Origin of the sequence: Clostridium saudiense (assembly GCF_000577815.1) — a bacterium.
In the GTDB taxonomy this organism is placed as follows: domain Bacteria; phylum Bacillota; class Clostridia; order Clostridiales; family Clostridiaceae; genus Clostridium; species Clostridium saudiense.
In genome coordinates this window covers 142,886-161,498 of the sequence record NZ_CBYM010000002.1, presented here as the reverse complement: position 1 = coordinate 161,498, position 18,613 = coordinate 142,886, and the positions used below count along the sequence as shown (strand labels likewise).

Genomic DNA, 18,613 nt, shown 5'->3' with positions numbered 1-18,613 from the left:
AAAAAAGGAGTGAGATTTTATGGGAATGAACATGATTGTATATCAACTAGTTAACGAATTTAAGCGATTAAATGAAGTAGTTGCTATAGTATTAGCAGGTTCATGTGCAAGTGGAAGAAAGGACACTTATTCAGATATAGATATAGATATTATCATAGATAAAGAAATATCGATTAAGAAAAGGGAAGGTATTGCAAAGAAGTTTTCAGATTTAATGGAAATAAATAATACATTTTGGGGACCATCTGATGAATTTATAATTAGAAATTCATCAATAACGGTAGATATAGCATATTTTGAGTATGAATGGTTAGTTGATCAATTGAGAGATGTAGTTGATAATCATGTTGCACACATTGGATATACTACTTGTTTTTGGAATAATGTAATAAGCTCTTCTATAGTATATGATAGAGATAATAAGTTTAAAGATCTTCAAGAAAAATATACTATACCATATCCTGAAGAATTAAAGATAAATATAATAAAAAATAACTATCCAATTTTAAAAAATAATTTTTCAGCATACTATAATCAAATAGAAAAAGCGATAAACAGAAATGATATAGTAAATATAAATAACAGAATTTCAGCTTTTTTAGATAGCTATTTTGATATAATTTTTGCAATAAATGAAATACCACATCCAGGTGAAAAAAGGTTATTAAGTATTGTAGAAAAATCATGCGAAAAGTTGCCGGTTGATTTTGAAAGTAATATTAAGAAATTATTTGATAGTATAAGTAAGTGTGATATTAGTATATTGAGTAATATTGATAATATTGTAAAGCAGTTAGAAGTGATTTTAAAGGATGAAAAACTAATAAGTTAATTTGGGAATGTTTACACATGAAAGAGGAATTGGTATAATTAACTTTGAAATTGTTTTTAAAGAGGAGAGAAATATGGGAATTTTAAGAGAAGAAATGGAGAACAAAATTGATAATAAATCGATTTATATTTATACTTTAGAAAATAATATTTCAAAAGTTAGAATTACTAATTTCGGAGGTATAATTTTATCATTTGAAACAAGGGATAAAAATGGACAAAGTGATGATATTGTATTAGGATATGATAATTTTGAAGATTACAAAACAACTACAACATATTTGGGTGCTATAATTGGACGTTGTGCGAATAGAATAGCAAGTGCGTCTATAGACATTAATGGGGAAAAATATGAGTTAGCAAAAAATGATGGAAATAATCATCTTCATGGTGGAACTAAAGGATTTAATCGAGCAGTATGGGATTCTGAGATATTAGAAGATGATAATGGACAATATATAAAATTATCATATTTAAGCAAGGATGGGGAAGAAAATTATCCGGGAAATTTAAATGTTAATGTAGAGTATAGATTAACAGATGAAAATGAATTAGTTATTAATTATTTTGCAAAGAGTGATAAGGATACAATAGTAAATTTAACTAATCATTCATATTTTAATTTGAGTGGACATTCATCTGGAGATATTTTAAATCATAGAGTTAAGATTAATTCAAAAAAAATAACAGTATCAAATTCAGAAAGTATTCCAACAGGAGAAATAAGAGATATAATAGGAAGTCCTATGGATTTTACTGAATTTAAGTGTATTGGTAGAGATATTAATAAAGAATATGATCAATTAGTAAATGGTAATGGTTATGATCATAATTGGATTATAGATGATTATAATGGTGAACTAAAAAAGGTAGCAGAAGTTATAGATGATAATAGTGGAAGGGTATTAGAGGTATTTACAACTAAGCCAGGTATACAATTTTATACTGGAAATTTCCTGAATGAAAAAGAAGTGGGAAAAGGTGGGGTTAAATATAAAAAGAGACAAGGTTTATGTCTTGAAACTCAATATTTTCCGGATAGTTTACATCATAAAAACTTTACAAATGTAATATTAAATTCAGGAGAAGAATATAACCATACAACTATATACAAGGTTAGTACAAGATAAGAAAATAAAATAAATTTAAATGGCTCGTATCATAATTATACGAGCCATTTAAATTTATTTTTTATTTTTTTTACAGTTTTTACAGTAGCCATAAATTTCAAGTTTATGGTCAGTTACATCAAAATCCATATCATCTTTTAAATGTTTTTCATAAATGCATAAGGGACAATCGTTTAATGGAAAAACCTCTTTACACTGTTTGCATATTAAATGATGCATATGAGTTGAAGAGGTAATTTCATAAGAGGTTTTATTATCATCTCCTAATATACATTTAGATATAATGTTTTTATTTGATAAAGAATCAAGAATTTTGTAAATCGAAGATAAATTAATTGAAATTGAATTTTCTTTTAATTTTAGGTAAATTTCTTCAGCACTAATAGGCTGCTTACTTTCTACTATTATCCTAAGAACTGAAGTCCTATGTTTTGTAACCTTTAAACCATTTGATTTAAGGAGGTCACTAAAATTAATATCATTGTTCAATGTAATACCCCCATAAAAATGCTATATAAATTTACGTTTAGCAAGTAAAGTTATAAAGAATATAACTGATGCAACAAGAACTATAGTTGCACCTGTAACAGTATTAAGATAGTAAGATATTATTAGTCCAACAATTCCAGAAAAAATAGCAATCAATATTGAAAATAAATGATATTGACGAACGTTTTTTGAAATATTACGAGCAGCAGCTGCTGGTAAAACTAAAAGTGAATTTATAATTAATAAACCTACCCATCTTATAGTTATTGTTACAATAACAGCAATAGTACAAGTAAATATAATTTCTATTAATAATGTATTCATACCACGACTATTAGCAAGTGAGGTATTTAAGCTTGTAACAAGGAGTTTATTAAATATTAATACCCAAAGTGTAATTACAGCTATGAATACAAATATTAATAATACTATTTGCCCTTGAGAGATACTAAGTAAATCACCAACTAAATATGATGAAAATTTACTTAAACTACTTGAAAAACTCATAAGTACTAATCCTAAAGCAATAGACATAGAAGAGAATACCCCTATTATTGTATCGGTAGAAGAAGTTCCTTTATTTTTAATTACAGTTATTGCAATTGCAAAACAAACTGAAAATAAAGTAGCTCCCCACATAGGATCCATTCCACCTAAAAGTATACCAAGAGCTATTCCAGTAAATGCTCCATGTCCTAATGAATCTGCAAAAAAGGACATTTTATTACTTACAACCATCGTGCTTAATAAACCGAATAGTGGGGTAATAATTAAAATAGCTATAAAAGCATTTTTCATGAATGTATGAGAAAGCCACTGAAATGGTAAAAGAAAATCAATGGCATTATATAAACTGTCAAACATCTTTTAAAGTCCTCCTGTTTTAGATGAATCTTCATTTGAAGCATTAAATGATAATCCAAATATTTTTTTTGTAGCTGGATCATTAAATACTTGATTAGGAGTACCGGAACATACTACTGTACCGTTTATAAGTGCTACACGATCTGAATACTTATATACTAAATCTAAATCATGAGAAACTAAAATAATAGATAAATCATAATTCTTTTTAATATCTAGTAATATTTGATAAAATAAATCTAAACCATTTTGATCTACACCAGAAACAGGCTCATCAAGCAAAAGTATATTAGGAATAGGGTCTAATGCTAGTGCGAGTAAAACTCTTTGCAGTTCTCCTCCAGATAAAGCACCTAAACGTCTATCTATTAAATAGGGAACTTTAACTCTATTTAAACTTTCTAATACTTCTTCACGCAACTTTTTTTTAGGCTTAATCCATGAAGGTTTTGTTGTTTTACAACAGACAAATAAATCAAGCACGCTAATTGGTGTATTCTTATCAAAAGTTAAATATTGAGGTACATAGCCAATTATAGGTTGGTGATAAGTATTATCATTTTGACCAGTAAAGGTTAAGTTTCCAGTATGTTTAACTTCACCAAGTAAAGCTTTAAGAAGTGTACTTTTTCCAGCTCCATTAGGTCCAATAATGGAAGTAAGCTCTCCACAATGAATGTGGAGATTTACATCTTTAAGTATTTCATTATTACCAATAGTAACAGAAAAATTATCAATCTTTGTACAGCAAAAGTTATTACAGCTGTTATTTTTATTAAAGTTAGCTTTTTTTATCATTTTAACGCCTCTTTTAAAACATCAAGATTTTTTTGCATTTTATTTATATAATCATCATATGCATCAGAATTAGCATCCCCAGTTACTATAGGATCTAATTCATAAACTGTAGCTCCAGTTTCATTAGCTATAGTTTGTGCAACTTGAGATGAATATTGAGGTTCGGTAAATAGAGCCTTTATATTGTTTGCTTTTACAGTAGCAATTATATTTTCGATTTCCTTAGCAGATGGTTCAGAATCAGGTTCTATTTCTATAACACCAACAATATTTAAATTAAATTCTTCAGCAAAATATGGGAATGCTTCATGGAAAGTAATTATATCTCTGTTTGGTAAGCTATCTAATTCAGCATGCATTTCAGTTTTTAATGCCTCTAATTTAGAAACATAAGCATTAGTATTTGCTTCATAAGCATCTTTATTTTCAGGATCTAAATTTTCAAGTTGAGAAGCAATATTTTTTACTTCAGCTATATTACCTGAAACACTAACCCATATATGAGCATTGTATTCATGATCGTGGTCGTGGTTGTCATCAGTATCAGCATCGTGATCGTGGTCGTGGTCATCATCAGCATCAGCATCGTGATCGTGGTCGTGGTCATCATCAGCATCATGATCATCATCATGACTATGTATATCATCTTCTAAAAGATTAAGTCCAGAACTAGCATCTATTATTTCAAGATTTGGATATTGAGAAATTATAGTATCTAAGAATGATTCCATTCCAGCGCCATTTATAATTAGAATATCAGCATTTTCTAGTGTTTTTAAATCTTGAGGTGTAAGCTGATAATCATGTAAACAACCAGTTTGAGATTTTGTCATATTTGTAAGTGTTACATTAGGAATATCCTTTACAATATTTAACGTTGATATATATATAGGATAGAATGATGTTACTATATTTAAAGTATCATCTTCGCTAGATTTATCAGAAACTTGAGTGTTATTACAACCTATAAATAATAATGAAGTTACTAATAATATTGATAATAGTTTTGGTATTTTAAATTTCATAATTTGTCCTCCTAAAGTCAAATGATAATAATTTGCAATTATAATATTAATTATACACTTTTTAGTTTAAATGTAAATTATAATTTTTTTTATTAAATTGATAGTATAATAAAAGTTTCGACAGTAAAATATAAAAATGCATAAAAAAATTCAAATATGAATAAAAAAGTATAAAAATAAAAAAATGTTCGTAAAAACTATTGGATTTTTAAAAAATTCTGTTATTATATATAAGGTAACTCATTCTTCAATTCGATGAATGAGTAAATTTGGAGAAGAAAATAAAATTTGAACTATAATTTTAAAACAAAAGAAAAAGGTGATTTAATGAACAAGTTTTTAGATAATTACTTTAAACTTAAAGAAAACAATACAAATACAAAGCAAGAATTTATTGCAGGTATTACAACATTTATGACAATGGCATATATACTTGTAGTTAATCCAAGTATTTTATCAGCAGCTGGTATGGATTCTGGAGCTGTATTTACAGCAACAGCTTTATCATCTATAATTGCAACATTAGTGATGGGATTATATGCAAAATTACCATTTGCGTTAGCTCCTGGTATGGGATTAAATGCATTCTTTGCATATACTGTAGTTTTATCAATGGGATATTCATATCAATTTGCTTTAACAGCAGTATTATTAGAAGGAATAATTTTCTTATTATTAACAGCATTTAATGTAAGAGAAGCCATTGTTGATTCGATTCCAGTAAATATAAAAAGAGCTATTTCTGTTGGTATAGGATTATTCATAGCCTTACTAGGACTAGAAGGCGCAGGGATAGTTATTCATCCAGCAGATGGAGGGACAATAGTATCTTTAGGAAATATTACTTCAGGAACAGGACTTTTGGCAATTATAGGAATAGTAATTACAGGTATATTAGTTGCGAGAAAAGTTAAGGGGGCATTATTCTTAGGAATGATAATAACTGCTATAATAGGTATACCTATGGGAGTAGTAAATCTTCCAGATAAGATTTTTAGTATGCCACCATCAATAAGTTCAACATTTATGCAGTTTGAATGGCATAATATTTTTTCTTGGGATATGGTAATAGTATTATTTACTTTATTATTTATGGATATGTTTGATACTATAGGAACTTTAGTTGGAGTTGCAACTAAAGCAAATATGTTAGATAAAAATGGGAAAGTACCAAATATTAAGAAGGCGTTATTTGCAGATGCAATAGGAACAACTGTTGGTGCATGTCTTGGAACAAGTACAGTTAGTACTTTTGTTGAAAGTGCATCAGGTGTTGCAGAAGGAGGAAGAACTGGATTAACAGCAGTATCTACAGCGTTTATGTTCTTCTTAGCATTATTCCTATCACCAATATTTGGAGTGTTTACTTCAGCAGTTACAGCTTCAGTTTTAGTTATAGTTGGATTATTTATGATAGAAAATATAAAAGAATTAGATTTAGAAGATTATACTGAAGCAATTCCAGCATTCTTGACAATAATAATGATGCCATTTGCATATTCAATTTCAGATGGTATAGTATTTGGGGTTGTATCATATATACTATTAAAGTTATTTACAGGTAGATGGAAAGAAGTTACTTGGCCAACAGTAATGGTTGGAGTAATATTTGTATTAAAATTCATATTTATATAAAAAGTTTAGTTTAAAACAAATTAGGGCAAAGGCTCACTTGATAAATTATCGAGTGAGCCTTTGCCTTTGCACATTTTTTTTATTATAAAATATAGTATAAGAGTAGTTTTAAAATTTCTTTATTACAGATAATAATGATTCTAAAGAAGTAGATAAAGTATTTATGTCCTCATCATTTAAAGAAGAAAGTTTTTCTTTGATTATTTCTTTAACATAATCTTGAGTTTCTTTTAAGAATTCTAGGGCTTTTGGCGTAGTTTGTATTAATATAACTCTTCTATCAGTAGGATCATAGTCTCTTGTAACAAGACCTTCTTCAACTAATTTATCGATTACAGGAGTCATATTAGGTTTAGAAATACAAAGTTCTTTAGCCATTTTAGAAATTGATATTGGTCCATGGTGTATTAAATAAAATAATACCTTTATATGTGAATGCGGAACATTAAATTTTTTTGTAAGAACAGTAGGATTAAAAATATGTCTATTTAGAGATAATAATAGTAGATATAGATTATCAGATATTTCGTTTAAATATAAAGTAGTCATTTTAGCCTCCTTACAATAATAACTGATAATATTATAATCTATAAAAAAACAGTTTACAATACATAGTTATATAAATATAACTATTATAAAATGATAATTATTGTGTTGACAGATAATAGTTATAAAAATATAATTATTATAAAAATAGAAATATATTAATTTAAATAAGGAGAAGAGAGCTTATGCTTAATTTATTAAAACATCTAAAGCCTTTTGTTGGGTCAATGATACTTGCAGTAGCATTATTATTTGTTCAAGCTATATGTGACTTATCATTACCAGACTATATGTCGGATATAGTCAATGTGGGAATACAACAAGGTGGAGTAGAAAATGCTGTTCCTAAAGTTATTAAATCATCAGAAATGAAAAAGTTATTTATTTTCATGGATGATAATCAAAAGACAGTCGTAGATGATAATTATATTTTATTAGATAAAGATAATCTTACTACTGATGAGTATAATAAATATCTAAAAGACTATCCGGAACTAGAAAATGAAAGTATTTATAAGTTAAATACTAAAGAGAAAGAAAAACTAGATAAGTTAAACAACATATTTGGAAAACCAATGCTTATTGTTTCAATGTTAGAATCTAAAGGGTTAAGTGGAGTTCCAGGTATTGATGGCATGGCTACACAAGGTATGGATTTATCTACTATGGATCCTTTTGAAGTGTTAAATATGATGCCTCAAGATCAAATTGATAGTATGTTATCAAATGTTGATGAAAAATTAGCTGATATGCCTGAAAGTATGATAACTCAATCAGCTACTAGCTATGTAAAAGAACAATATAAAGATATTGGTATTAATACTGACAAGCTTCAATCTAATTATGTAATCGTAGCTGGAGTAAAAATGGTTGGTATTGCATTAATTAGTATGGTAGCAACAGTGTTTGTAAGCTTTATAGCTGCAAGAGTTGGTGCTGCATTAGGTAGAAATTTAAGAAAAGATGTATTTAATAAAGTTGTTGGTTTCTCAAATACGGAATTTGATGAATTTTCAACAGCATCACTTATTACTAGAACAACTAATGATATACAACAAATTATTATGCTTGTTGTAATGGGATTAAGAATTGTATTCTATGCACCTATATTAGGTATTGGTGGCGTTATTAAGGTTATTAATACTGGAGCATCAATGGGATGGGTAATTGGAGTTGCAGTAATATCGATATTACTTTTAGTAATTGTATTATTTACCTTTGCTATGCCGAAATTTAAAAGTGTACAAAAACTTGTTGATAGATTAAATCTTGTTACAAGAGAAAGTTTAACTGGTATGCTTGTTATACGTGCTTTTAGTACTCAAAAGTATGAAGAAGATAAATTTGAAGTTGCAAATAAGAACTTAACAAAAACAAACCTTTTTGTTAATAGAATTATGACAACAATGATGCCATTAATGATGTTTATAATGAATGCTATAACATTATTAATAGTATGGGTTGGAGCGCATAGAATTGATGAAGGTATTATGCAAGTTGGTACAATGATGGCATTCATGCAATATACTATGCAAATAATTATGGCATTCTTAATGATATCAATGGTTTCAGTTATTTTGCCAAGAGCTATGGTTTCAGCTCAACGTGTATCTGAAGTTTTAAATGTTGATGTAGTAGTTAAAGATTCTGATAATTTACAAACATTTAACCATGATGAAAAAGGAACTATTGAATTTAAGAATGTTTCATTCAGATATCCTGGAGCTGATGAGGATGTAATAAGTAATGTTAGTTTCAAAGCTCTTCCAGGAGAAACTACTGCATTTATTGGTAGCACAGGTAGTGGTAAATCTACATTGATCAATTTAATACCTCGTTTCTATGATGCAACTGAAGGTGAAATATTAATTGATGGCGTAAATATAAAAAATGTATCTCAATATGATTTAAGAGAAAAGATAGGATTTATCCCTCAAAAAGGACTTTTATTCTCAGGTACAATTGAAAGTAACTTAAAATATGGTGGAGATCATATAAGTGATGAAGATATGATAAAAGCATCTGAAATTGCTCAAGCAATGGAATTTATAAATAGTAAAGAAGAGAAATTTAATACAGAAATTGCTCAAGGCGGTACAAATGTTTCAGGTGGTCAAAAGCAAAGATTAGCAATTGCACGTGCTATAGCTAAAAAACCAGAAGTATTTATATTTGATGATAGTTTCTCAGCATTAGATTTTAAGACAGATGCTAAGCTTAGAAAAGCAATAAATACTGAGTTAAGAGAAAGTACACTTTTAATTGTTGCTCAAAGAATAAGTACTATAATGAATGCAAATCAAATTATAGTTCTTGATGAAGGTAAGGTTGTTGGTAAAGGAACTCATAAAGAGCTTATGAAAAACTGTGAAGTTTATCAACAAATAGCTCTATCACAACTTTCAAAGGAGGAGCTTTCAAATGAGTAAGCACAGAATGAGAGGCCCAATGGGTGGAGGTCCGATGGGTGGAATGGGAAAAGGTGGCGAAAAGGCTAAAGATTTTAAAAAGACTATGAAGACTCTTGCAAAATATCTAAAGCCTTATAGTTTATCTATAATAATTGTTATAATATTTGCTATTGGTTCTGCTGCATTTTCAATTGTAGGACCAAAGATATTAGGAGAAGCAACTACAGAAATATTTAATGGATTAGTTAAAAAAGTTACAACTACTAATACTGAAGGAATTAACTTTACTCGTATAGGTGAAATTATTTTATTCTTAGTAGGATTATATTTAATTAGTGTAATTTTCTCGTTGATACAAGGATGGGTAATGTCAGGAGTTGCTCAAAAAGTATCTTATAATATGAGAAAAGAAATCTCTGAAAAAATTAATAGAATGCCACTTAAATATTTTGATACTAAAACACATGGAGAAGTATTATCAAGGGTGACAAATGATGTTGATACAGTGAGTCAAACTTTAAACCAAAGTTTATCACAAATGTTAACAGCGGCAACTACACTTATTGGTGTACTTATAATGATGTTTTCAATAAACTGGATAATGACATTAGCTTCATTAATTGTAATTCCAGTTTCTGTAGGATTAATTGCTGTTGTTGTTAAAAAATCTCAAAAGTATTTTAAAACTCAACAAGAGTATTTAGGATATGTTAATGGTCAAGTTGAAGAAGTTTATTCTGGTCATAATGTAATGAAGGCATTTAACGCAGAAGAAAGAGAAATAAATAAATTTACTGAACTTAATGATACGCTTTATAATAGTGCTTGGAAATCACAATTTTTATCAGGTATGATGATGCCTATAATGACTTTTGTAGGTAACTTAGGATATGTTATAGTATCAATACTTGGTGGATGGTTAGCTATAAAAGATGTTATTCAAGTTGGTGATATTTTATCTTTTGTTCAATATATTAGATCATTTATGCAACCAATAAGTCAAACTGCACAAATAGCAAATGTACTTCAATCAACTGCCGCAGCTGCTGAAAGAGTATTTGAATTCTTAGATGAAGAAGAAGAATGTTTAGATGTTGAAAATCCAGTAAGCACTGATAATATAGAAGGAAAAGTTGATTTTAAGGATGTTCACTTTGGATACAATCCAGAAAGAACAATAATTAATGACTTTACAGCACATATAAAACCAGGTCAAAGAGTTGCAATAGTAGGTCCAACTGGTGCTGGTAAGACAACAATGGTTAAACTTCTTATGAGATTCTATGATGTTAATGACGGAGCTATTTTAATTGATGGTCATAATATTAAAGACTTCAAAAGAAATGACTTAAGAAAAATGTTTGGTATGGTTCTTCAAGATACATGGTTATTTAATGGAACTATAATGGATAACTTACGTTATGGTAGATTAGATGCTACAGATGAAGAAGTTAAAGAAGCCGCAAAAGCAGCACATGTTCATAGCTTTATAAAAACATTACCTCATGGGTATGATATGGAATTGAATGAAGAAGCAAGTAACATATCACAAGGACAAAAGCAATTATTAACTATTGCTCGTGCAATATTAGCAGATCCTAAGATATTAATCCTTGATGAAGCTACAAGCTCGGTTGATACAAGAACTGAAGTGTTAATTCAAAAGGCAATGGATAACTTAATGCATGGAAGAACAAGCTTTATAATTGCTCATAGACTTTCTACAATTAGGGATGCTGATTTGATTTTAGTTATGAAGGATGGAGATATAGTAGAGCAAGGAAACCATGAAGAGTTATTAGCTAAGGGTGGATTCTATGCAAATCTTTATAACAGTCAATTTGAAAATGCAGAAGCATAGATTAAAATATTATATTATTTAAGAGGGAAACTCCAATTTACTGGAGTTTCCTTTTTAGCATAACCTTATTTTTAAGCCAGGTTTTAAAACATCTAAGTTAGATATATTATTAATTTTAATTAATTCTTCAATGGATAAACCAAACATAGATGCTATTTCCTTTAATGAATCTCCCTCTTTTAATAGATATATTCCTGAAGAATATATCTGAAGAACTTCATGCTTGTTAATAATGTTTGGATTTTCAATATTATTTAACTTGGCAAGTTTTAAATAGCTTATATTAAATTTTTTTGAAATATCAATAAGCGTATCATTATCCTTCACAACATATGTGAAAGGATATTTACAGTTTTCTATTTTCCAGTTTTGAATTGTAAGGTTATGAGATAATGGAGAAATGTTAAAAGTTTTTTTTATAGGCATGCCTTCAATACTAATTGAAATATTATCAGTATTATAGAAATCTTTTAGTGTATTATAAATTGAATAATAAAATAAAGTATTATATTCTGAATTATTATTTAAATTAAGCAATATATCCTTAGAAAAATCTATACTAACAGAATTATTATTTAAATTATAATTCATTTTATTAATTACAGTATTTCTATTAATTAGTGGTAATAATCCTTTAGGCGAAGATTCGAACTCTTTAGAAAAAACTATTGAAGGGTCATCATTAGTATTAAAAATTATAGGTTTTTCAACAGACCAAATAGTATTTAGATTTTTATCAGGATAATAAAATTTTATTTTTTTTAAATAAGGAGTATCTTCTAAGATATCTTCTAATTCAAAGAAAAGAAATCCTTTTTTCTTGATATAGTAAATGCTTTTTACTAAACCTATACCTAGTACATAATAGTTTATTGAAAATTGAGAATTGTTTTTTGCTGTTGTAACAACTTCTATGGCTGAATCATAAAGCTTAAATTGGGTTTGGACCTTCACATCGATATTTGTAATACAGCGTTTGCTACCATCAGATAAAATCCAAATATTATCTTTAGAGATAGGATCTTTTATCAAATAGTTATTTATACAACCTGTATGAGTTGTAAAGTCTTGACGATATAATGATTTGCCTGTGTAGTAGCAAAGTTTAATACCATCAGGAGTGTATTCATAAACATTAACAAAAGAATTTATACCATTATCAAATTTAATTTGAATTTTATCATTATTAATATATTCAATATATCTTTTAAAGGTAAAAGTATCATTGTTTATTCCTTTATAGATATAAATTGAATTTGATTTAGGTGGAAGATAGTCTTTTGATTGTATTATCATAGTTACTCACCTCGTAATCATTTGTGTAATAATTTTTTTGATTGTTATTATAGTATATGAATTTGATAACAGCTGTGATTAAAGGCTTATATAAGTTTTTTGGTTATAAAAATTTGAATAAACTCATTATTTATCTTTACTAGTATAAATAAGTATTAAAAAATAAATTTTAATTTTATTTATAGTAAAAAAGCTACTGCTAATAGTTATTAGCAATAGCTTACTAAATATGTTAAATACTAAAAATCTCTTTCTAACATACTGATTTTTTGAGGATCTTCAAAATCTTTTAATGATGTAATTCCTATCTTTTCTAATACGTCATCAAGGATTTTGCTATGAACAGCAACTTTGATTGAAGCATCATAAGCAAATTTATCAACTGCTTTTTTTGCATCATCAGGAGGTACTAGAATTTTAGGACCGCCAACACAACCGCCAACGCAGCCCATTCCTTCAAGGAAACTTGCATCTAATTCTCCTTTCATTGCTTTATCAAGAGCTTCTTTACATTCCTTTACTCCTTCTACTTTTTTAGCTTTAAAGTACTTAATCTTATCAGGATATAATTCTTCTACAGCTTCTGAAACTGCAATTGAGACACCACCAGTTCTAGCATATAGTCTTCCGCCTCTTGAAGTATATTCTATAGAAGGGATTCCTTTTAAATCTCTTGGATGGAAATCAAATGCTTTAAATATATCATTTAACTCTTGGAAAGTTAGTACGAAATCAATAGCATCTGCAACATCTGGAGCTTTAGCTTCAGCTTTTTTTGCAATACATGGACCTATAAATACAACTTTTGCATCTTTATTAAGGGCCTTTATCACTCTTCCGGCTGCGATCATAGGTGATACAGAAGGAGACAGATTAGGAATTAAATCTTTGTAAACTTTTTTTAGCATTCCAACCCACATTGGGCAACAACAAGATGTAATCATTAAGTCCTTTGGACTTTTAACATGTTTATTAAATTCTACAGCTTCTTTAATTGTTAGCATATCAGCAGCAAAAGCTACTTCAATCATATCTGTAAAGCCTATTTTTATAAAGGCAGCTCTTAACTGATCCATAGTAACATCTTCACCAAATTGTCCCATGATAGCAGGGGCAACAGCTGCTATGACTGTTTTATTATTTTTTATTAAATCCATAATAGGTAAAAATTCAGTTTTATCTAAAATACGTCCATCTTTACAAGAGTCAACGCAAATTCCACAATCAATACAAATATCTTTATCAATGACTGTTGTTTTATTTTTATTATCGTAAACTATGGCATTAAAGGGACAGGCTTTTTGGCAACTGTAAACATTGTTTTTATCTGGTTTGCAAGTTGCACCAGAACATTCAAGTTTTTCAACTATTTTTTTATTAACATTATATTCGGTAATTGCCTTTTTTAAATTATAAACATAATTATTATCAAATTTAATATCAACACCACATAAAGAAGTTATTATTGCAAAGGTTTCTTGTGGAGACTTTTCGTGACAAGTGATTATTTTATTTAATGTTTCATCAAAATTTCCATCATAATAGGATTTGATTAATATATCAAATAAATCAACATATTTATTATTCATAATATACCTCCCAAAAATAAATAATGTTTGTATATTTTAGTATTTCTCTTTATAGATAAAAATAAACAGATAAAGCTTATAAAATAAAACGATTTTTTAATAGTATGAAAATTATTCGAAATATAGTATAATTTTAACTAAATATGATGAAAAAGAGGGAAAAATGAAGAATATATTTACTAAAATTGGAATTATATATTTAATAATATTATTATGCAACAAATGTATAAATATATATGCTTTTGATAAAAATAGTATAAATTTTGAAAGTATAACTATAGATGACGGTTTATCCCAATCCTTAGTTGAATATATATACCAAGATAGTTTTGGTTATATATGGATAGGAACTAATGATGGTTTAAACAGATATAATGGAAATGATATTAAAGTATATAAAAATATTAAAAATGATACTAATAGTATTAGTAATAATATGATTAGTTCTATTGTAGAAGATAGTGAGCAAAACTTATGGATAGGTACTGATGGAGGATTAAATAAATTAAATTTAGTTACTGGTGATATAACGAGGTATTTAGTGTCGGACGAAGATAAAAGTATATCTAATACAGTTGTTGATGAAGTATTTATAGATTCGAAAGGAAGACTTTGGGTTTGCACTATTAATGGACTAAATTTATATGATAAAAAGAATGATAAATTTATAAAAGTAGCTACAGAGTATTTAGAAAATAAAGGGCTTCAAGATATTACTGAAGATCATGAAGGGAATATTTGGGTTTCTACAAGAGAAGGATTATATAAATATAATCCTAATAATAAATCTGTAGAAGAATTTTTACATGATGAAAATAACAAGGATACAATTAGTGAGAATAATATATTTTCTATATATTATAGTGAAAAAAAACTATGGATTGGAACTAAAACAGGTGGCCTAAATGTTATGAACTTAGAAGATAATAGTATAAAGGTATATACTAATAATCCTGATGATCCAAATTCCATTCCTAGTAATTTTATAAGAGATATACTTATAGATAGAAATGGGTATATGTGGTTAGCTACAGATCAAGGTTTAGCTTTGTTTGATCAACAATATGATAAGTTTTATACATTTAAAAATAATTTAGGTAAATATAGTATTTGTGATGATAATACTATTAGTTTATATGAAGATAAATTAGGGGTAATATGGGTAGGTACATTTAATGGAGTAAGTAAGTTCTTACCAAACAAAGATTTTAAAGTTTATAGAAATAATTCAAGCGATAGTAATTCATTAAGTAGTAGCAGTGTTTGTGGGATATATGAAGATAGTGAAGGTATGTTATGGGTTGGAACATTTAATGCTGGAATAAATAAAATAAATAAAGCTAATGATGAAGTAACTAGATATTATAGTGATCTTAATAACAATAATTCATTAAGTAGTAATAGAATAAAAGACATAACTGGAATAGATAATGAAATTTGGATTGCTACTGATAATGGATTAAATAAGTATGATAAAAGTAATGATAAATTTACTATTTATAAAAAAACAGATGATGAGAATAGTATTGTAAATAATGAAATAAGAGTATTATATATTGATAAAGCAGGAATACTTTGGATAGGTACTAGAGGGGGAATATGTACCTTTGATAGAAAAGGAAATTTTACTTCATATAATGAAATATTAGAGCAAAATGGGATATATGAAAAAACTATTAGTGCTATATATGAAGATAATGAAGGAACAATGTGGTTTGGGCTTGGAAATGAAGGAGGATTAGTAAGATATAATAAGGAAACAGGCGAGATTAAGAATTATTTAGCTGATGATAATAATATTAATTCATTGAGTTTTAATAATGTAAGAGCTATAGCAGAAGATAGTTCGGGTTATATATGGATAGGCACACAAAGTGGGTTAAATAGATTTGATAAGCAAAGAGAAGAATTTACAACATATACGTATAGTGATGGTTTATCTAATGATTTTATTTATGGTGTAATAGTAGATGATAATGATAATGTATGGGTTAGTACTAACTATGGAATATCTATGTATGACCAAAAAGAAGATAAATTTATAAGGTATTACGAAGATGATGGACTAGCTACCAATGAATACAATGGATTTTCATATCATAAAAATTCACAGGGAAATATATATTTTGGAGGAGTAAATGGATTAACTGAATTTAATCCATTAGATATTAAGATAAAAATGAATACTAGCAATGTAATAGTTGATAGTATAAAGACAAGTGCAGGAATAGAGGTAAATGAAAAAGATAATATTGTTTTAGAGTATGATTCTAGAGAGTTATATATTAAGTTTTTTGTTCCGGAATATAAAAATATAAGCCAAATGCAATATGCATATAAGCTTGAAGGAATGGATGATGAATGGACATTTTCTGGTAATGAAAATTACGCAAGATATGCAAGCCTAGCGCCAGGGAAATATAAAATGCTTATAGCTGGAAGAAATTATAATGGTGTTTGGTCCGATGTGTTAGAGATAAATATTAAGGTGAAGAATTCGATTTGGAGAACACCAATAGCATATTGTACATATATAATTATAATACTAATTATAATATATATATATTATAATCAGGTGAAAATATTAGATGCATTAGTAAGACAGAGAACTCAAGAACTAAATGATAAATTAAATGAAAATAAGAAATTATATGAAAGACTTATAGAGTTAGAAAAATATAAGAATAATTATTTTGTTAATTTATCTCATGAACTTAGAACACCATTAAATGTTATTTTATCTATAGAACAATTAATAAGTTCATTAACTAAATCTGGAGTTCAAATATCTATTGAGAAAATGGATACATATATGAGTACTTTAAAGGGAAATTCTCAGAGGCTTTTAAATTTAATTAATAATATTATTGATACATCTAAGATAGATTCTGGGTTTTATAGATTAGATAAGGAAGAGGTAAATATAGTAACACTTGTTGAAGATACTGCTTTATCAATGGTTGAACTTGCGGAAGTTAAAGGCCTAGAAATTATAATTGATCCAGAAATAGAAGAGTTATTTATAAATTGTGATAAATTAGATATAGAAAGATGTATAATAAACTTAATTGGAAATGCTATTAAATTTACTGACGTGGGTGGTACTATAACCGTTAGTATTTGTGAATTAGAAGGAAAAGTTAAAATAGGGGTTAAAGATACTGGAATAGGTATAGATGAAAAGTATCATAAGAATATTTTTGATAGATTCGGTCAGGTTAATAGTGTGTCTTCTGAGGTATTTGGAGGTAGTGGATTAGGATTAACTTTAACTAAGAATTTAATTAATCTTCATGGAGGAGAAATTACTGTAATTAGTGAAATTGGAAAAGGGAGTGAGTTTAGTATTATATTGCCTATACAAGAGTAAAAAGGAATGCATTATATGGAGAGTATAATTAAAATAATAAAAAAAAATCAATTATTTATTGGATTAAGTGATGAGAACATAAGAAATGTTTTAAAGGAAATAAAGTATTATATAAAGTCTTATAGTAAAGGTGAAATAATTGCACATGAGGATGATGAGTGTGGAAGTTTAGCTTTGGTCTTAGATGGGGTTGTAGAAATACAAAGACTATATTCTAACGGCAAATACATAGTATTAAATAGATTAGATGAAGGAGATGTGTTTGGAGAAGCATTAGTATTTTCAAAAGCAAAAACTTATCCAGCTACTGTTATTGCTTTAAGTGAATGTAAGATACTTTTTATAAATAAAAATGATGTTTTAAAGATATGCTCAAATGAAGAAAAGGTATTAGAAAATTTTGTTTCTTTATTGAGTAATAAAGTTTTTATTTTAAATTCGAAAATAAAGAGTATATCCTTTAAAAGCATAAGACAAAAGGTCGTTAATTATATTTTGAATGAAGTAAAAGAACAAAAAAGTAGTTCTATTATATTGAAAAACACAAAAGAAGAAATAGCAGCGTTATTAGGAGTTCCAAGACCATCCTTATCAAGAGAATTGATTAATTTAAGAGATATGAATTATATTGAATTTAATAGAAAAGTAATAAAAGTATTAGATATTGAAGGTTTAGAGGAAGAATTATTTATGTAAAAAAAAGAATTCGTAACAAATGTTACGGATTCTTTTTTTATATAGATATAGAATAAGCACATGAGGTTAAAA

The 18,613-nt window shown here is 27.6% G+C and carries 14 protein-coding genes; 7 read left to right on the top strand and 7 right to left on the bottom strand.

Annotated elements, in window-relative coordinates:
• The first annotated feature begins 19 nt into the window (after positions 1-19).
• Together TY07_RS02085 and TY07_RS02080 are read left to right on the top strand one after the other, a co-directional pair.
• On the top strand, positions 20-832 hold the full coding sequence (locus TY07_RS02085) for a nucleotidyltransferase domain-containing protein (RefSeq protein WP_042394565.1): 813 nt from the start codon (positions 20-22) through the stop codon (positions 830-832).
• Between the two features lie 73 nt (positions 833-905).
• Complete coding sequence (locus TY07_RS02080) at positions 906-1,961, top strand: aldose epimerase family protein (RefSeq protein WP_042394740.1); 1,056 nt, start codon at positions 906-908, stop codon at positions 1,959-1,961.
• A 54-nt stretch (positions 1,962-2,015) separates the two neighbouring features.
• Here TY07_RS02080 and TY07_RS02075 read toward each other — a convergent pair whose 3' ends face one another.
• The 4 genes from TY07_RS02075 to TY07_RS02060 are packed head-to-tail and all read right to left on the bottom strand — an operon-like array spanning position 2,016 to position 5,137.
• Entirely contained in the window at positions 2,016-2,450 is a 435-nt protein-coding gene (locus tag TY07_RS02075) for a Fur family transcriptional regulator (RefSeq protein WP_042394560.1), read from the bottom strand.
• 21 nt (positions 2,451-2,471) lie between these two features.
• A complete protein-coding gene (locus TY07_RS02070) occupies positions 2,472-3,314 on the bottom strand; it encodes a metal ABC transporter permease (RefSeq protein WP_042394558.1) in 843 nt (280 codons plus the stop codon).
• A 3-nt stretch (positions 3,315-3,317) separates the two neighbouring features.
• Entirely contained in the window at positions 3,318-4,112 is a 795-nt protein-coding gene (locus TY07_RS02065) for a metal ABC transporter ATP-binding protein (RefSeq protein WP_042394555.1), read from the bottom strand.
• Entirely contained in the window at positions 4,109-5,137 is a 1,029-nt protein-coding gene (locus TY07_RS02060; protein ID WP_042394553.1) for a metal ABC transporter substrate-binding protein, read from the bottom strand. Before TY07_RS02060 ends, TY07_RS02065 begins: the two co-directional genes overlap by 4 nt.
• Before the next feature lie 327 nt (positions 5,138-5,464).
• Between TY07_RS02060 and TY07_RS02055 the strand changes: the two genes are divergently transcribed.
• Positions 5,465-6,772, top strand: a complete 1,308-nt coding sequence (locus TY07_RS02055; protein ID WP_042394737.1) for an NCS2 family permease — start codon at positions 5,465-5,467, stop codon at positions 6,770-6,772.
• Positions 6,773-6,880: 108 nt separating this feature from the next.
• Here TY07_RS02055 and TY07_RS02050 read toward each other — a convergent pair whose 3' ends face one another.
• The gene (locus TY07_RS02050) at positions 6,881-7,321 is read right to left on the bottom strand and encodes a MarR family transcriptional regulator (protein ID WP_042394551.1); all 441 of its coding nucleotides are present in this window, start codon (positions 7,319-7,321) and stop codon (positions 6,881-6,883) included.
• 182 nt (positions 7,322-7,503) lie between these two features.
• Here TY07_RS02050 and TY07_RS02045 point away from each other — a divergent pair, with 182 nt between their 5' ends.
• Both TY07_RS02045 and TY07_RS02040 read left to right on the top strand, forming a co-directional pair.
• Positions 7,504-9,747: an ABC transporter ATP-binding protein gene (locus TY07_RS02045; RefSeq protein WP_042394548.1), complete on the top strand. Its 2,244-nt coding sequence runs from the start codon at positions 7,504-7,506 to the stop codon at positions 9,745-9,747.
• Positions 9,740-11,590, top strand: a complete 1,851-nt coding sequence (locus TY07_RS02040; RefSeq protein ID WP_042394545.1) for an ABC transporter ATP-binding protein — start codon at positions 9,740-9,742, stop codon at positions 11,588-11,590. Before TY07_RS02045 ends, TY07_RS02040 begins: the two co-directional genes overlap by 8 nt.
• A 54-nt stretch (positions 11,591-11,644) precedes the next feature.
• On the opposite strand, the gene TY07_RS02035 is transcribed toward TY07_RS02040, so the two are convergent.
• On the bottom strand, positions 11,645-12,886 hold the full coding sequence (locus tag TY07_RS02035) for a LysM peptidoglycan-binding domain-containing protein (protein ID WP_042394544.1): 1,242 nt from the start codon (positions 12,884-12,886) through the stop codon (positions 11,645-11,647).
• 239 nt (positions 12,887-13,125) lie between these two features.
• A complete protein-coding gene (locus tag TY07_RS02030) occupies positions 13,126-14,475 on the bottom strand; it encodes a [Fe-Fe] hydrogenase large subunit C-terminal domain-containing protein (protein ID WP_042394542.1) in 1,350 nt (449 codons plus the stop codon).
• Between the two features lie 163 nt (positions 14,476-14,638).
• Between TY07_RS02030 and TY07_RS02025 the strand changes: the two genes are divergently transcribed.
• Both TY07_RS02025 and TY07_RS02020 read left to right on the top strand, forming a co-directional pair.
• Positions 14,639-17,845, top strand: coding sequence for a ligand-binding sensor domain-containing protein (locus tag TY07_RS02025; protein WP_042394539.1), 3,207 nt, complete (start codon positions 14,639-14,641; stop codon positions 17,843-17,845).
• A gap of 15 nt (positions 17,846-17,860) precedes the next feature.
• Entirely contained in the window at positions 17,861-18,541 is a 681-nt protein-coding gene (locus TY07_RS02020) for a Crp/Fnr family transcriptional regulator (protein ID WP_042394736.1), read from the top strand.
• Positions 18,542-18,613 lie beyond the last annotated feature (72 nt).

Excerpts from the sequence above, each read along its gene's own strand:
- TY07_RS02035 (WP_042394544.1), bottom strand. The coding sequence starts at position 12,886 with ATGATAATACAATCAAAAGACTATCTTCCACCTAAATCAAATTCAATT.
- TY07_RS02080 (WP_042394740.1), top strand. The coding sequence starts at position 906 with ATGGGAATTTTAAGAGAAGAAATGGAGAACAAAATTGATAATAAATCG.
- TY07_RS02025 (WP_042394539.1), top strand. The coding sequence starts at position 14,639 with ATGAAGAATATATTTACTAAAATTGGAATTATATATTTAATAATATTA.
- TY07_RS02020 (WP_042394736.1), top strand. The coding sequence starts at position 17,861 with ATGGAGAGTATAATTAAAATAATAAAAAAAAATCAATTATTTATTGGA.
- TY07_RS02050 (WP_042394551.1), bottom strand. The coding sequence starts at position 7,321 with ATGACTACTTTATATTTAAACGAAATATCTGATAATCTATATCTACTA.
- TY07_RS02040 (WP_042394545.1), top strand. The coding sequence starts at position 9,740 with ATGAGTAAGCACAGAATGAGAGGCCCAATGGGTGGAGGTCCGATGGGT.
- TY07_RS02045 (WP_042394548.1), top strand. The coding sequence starts at position 7,504 with ATGCTTAATTTATTAAAACATCTAAAGCCTTTTGTTGGGTCAATGATA.
- TY07_RS02065 (WP_042394555.1), bottom strand. The coding sequence starts at position 4,112 with ATGATAAAAAAAGCTAACTTTAATAAAAATAACAGCTGTAATAACTTT.
- TY07_RS02030 (WP_042394542.1), bottom strand. The coding sequence starts at position 14,475 with ATGAATAATAAATATGTTGATTTATTTGATATATTAATCAAATCCTAT.
- TY07_RS02085 (WP_042394565.1), top strand. The coding sequence starts at position 20 with ATGGGAATGAACATGATTGTATATCAACTAGTTAACGAATTTAAGCGA.
- TY07_RS02060 (WP_042394553.1), bottom strand. The coding sequence starts at position 5,137 with ATGAAATTTAAAATACCAAAACTATTATCAATATTATTAGTAACTTCA.
- TY07_RS02070 (WP_042394558.1), bottom strand. The coding sequence starts at position 3,314 with ATGTTTGACAGTTTATATAATGCCATTGATTTTCTTTTACCATTTCAG.
- TY07_RS02055 (WP_042394737.1), top strand. The coding sequence starts at position 5,465 with ATGAACAAGTTTTTAGATAATTACTTTAAACTTAAAGAAAACAATACA.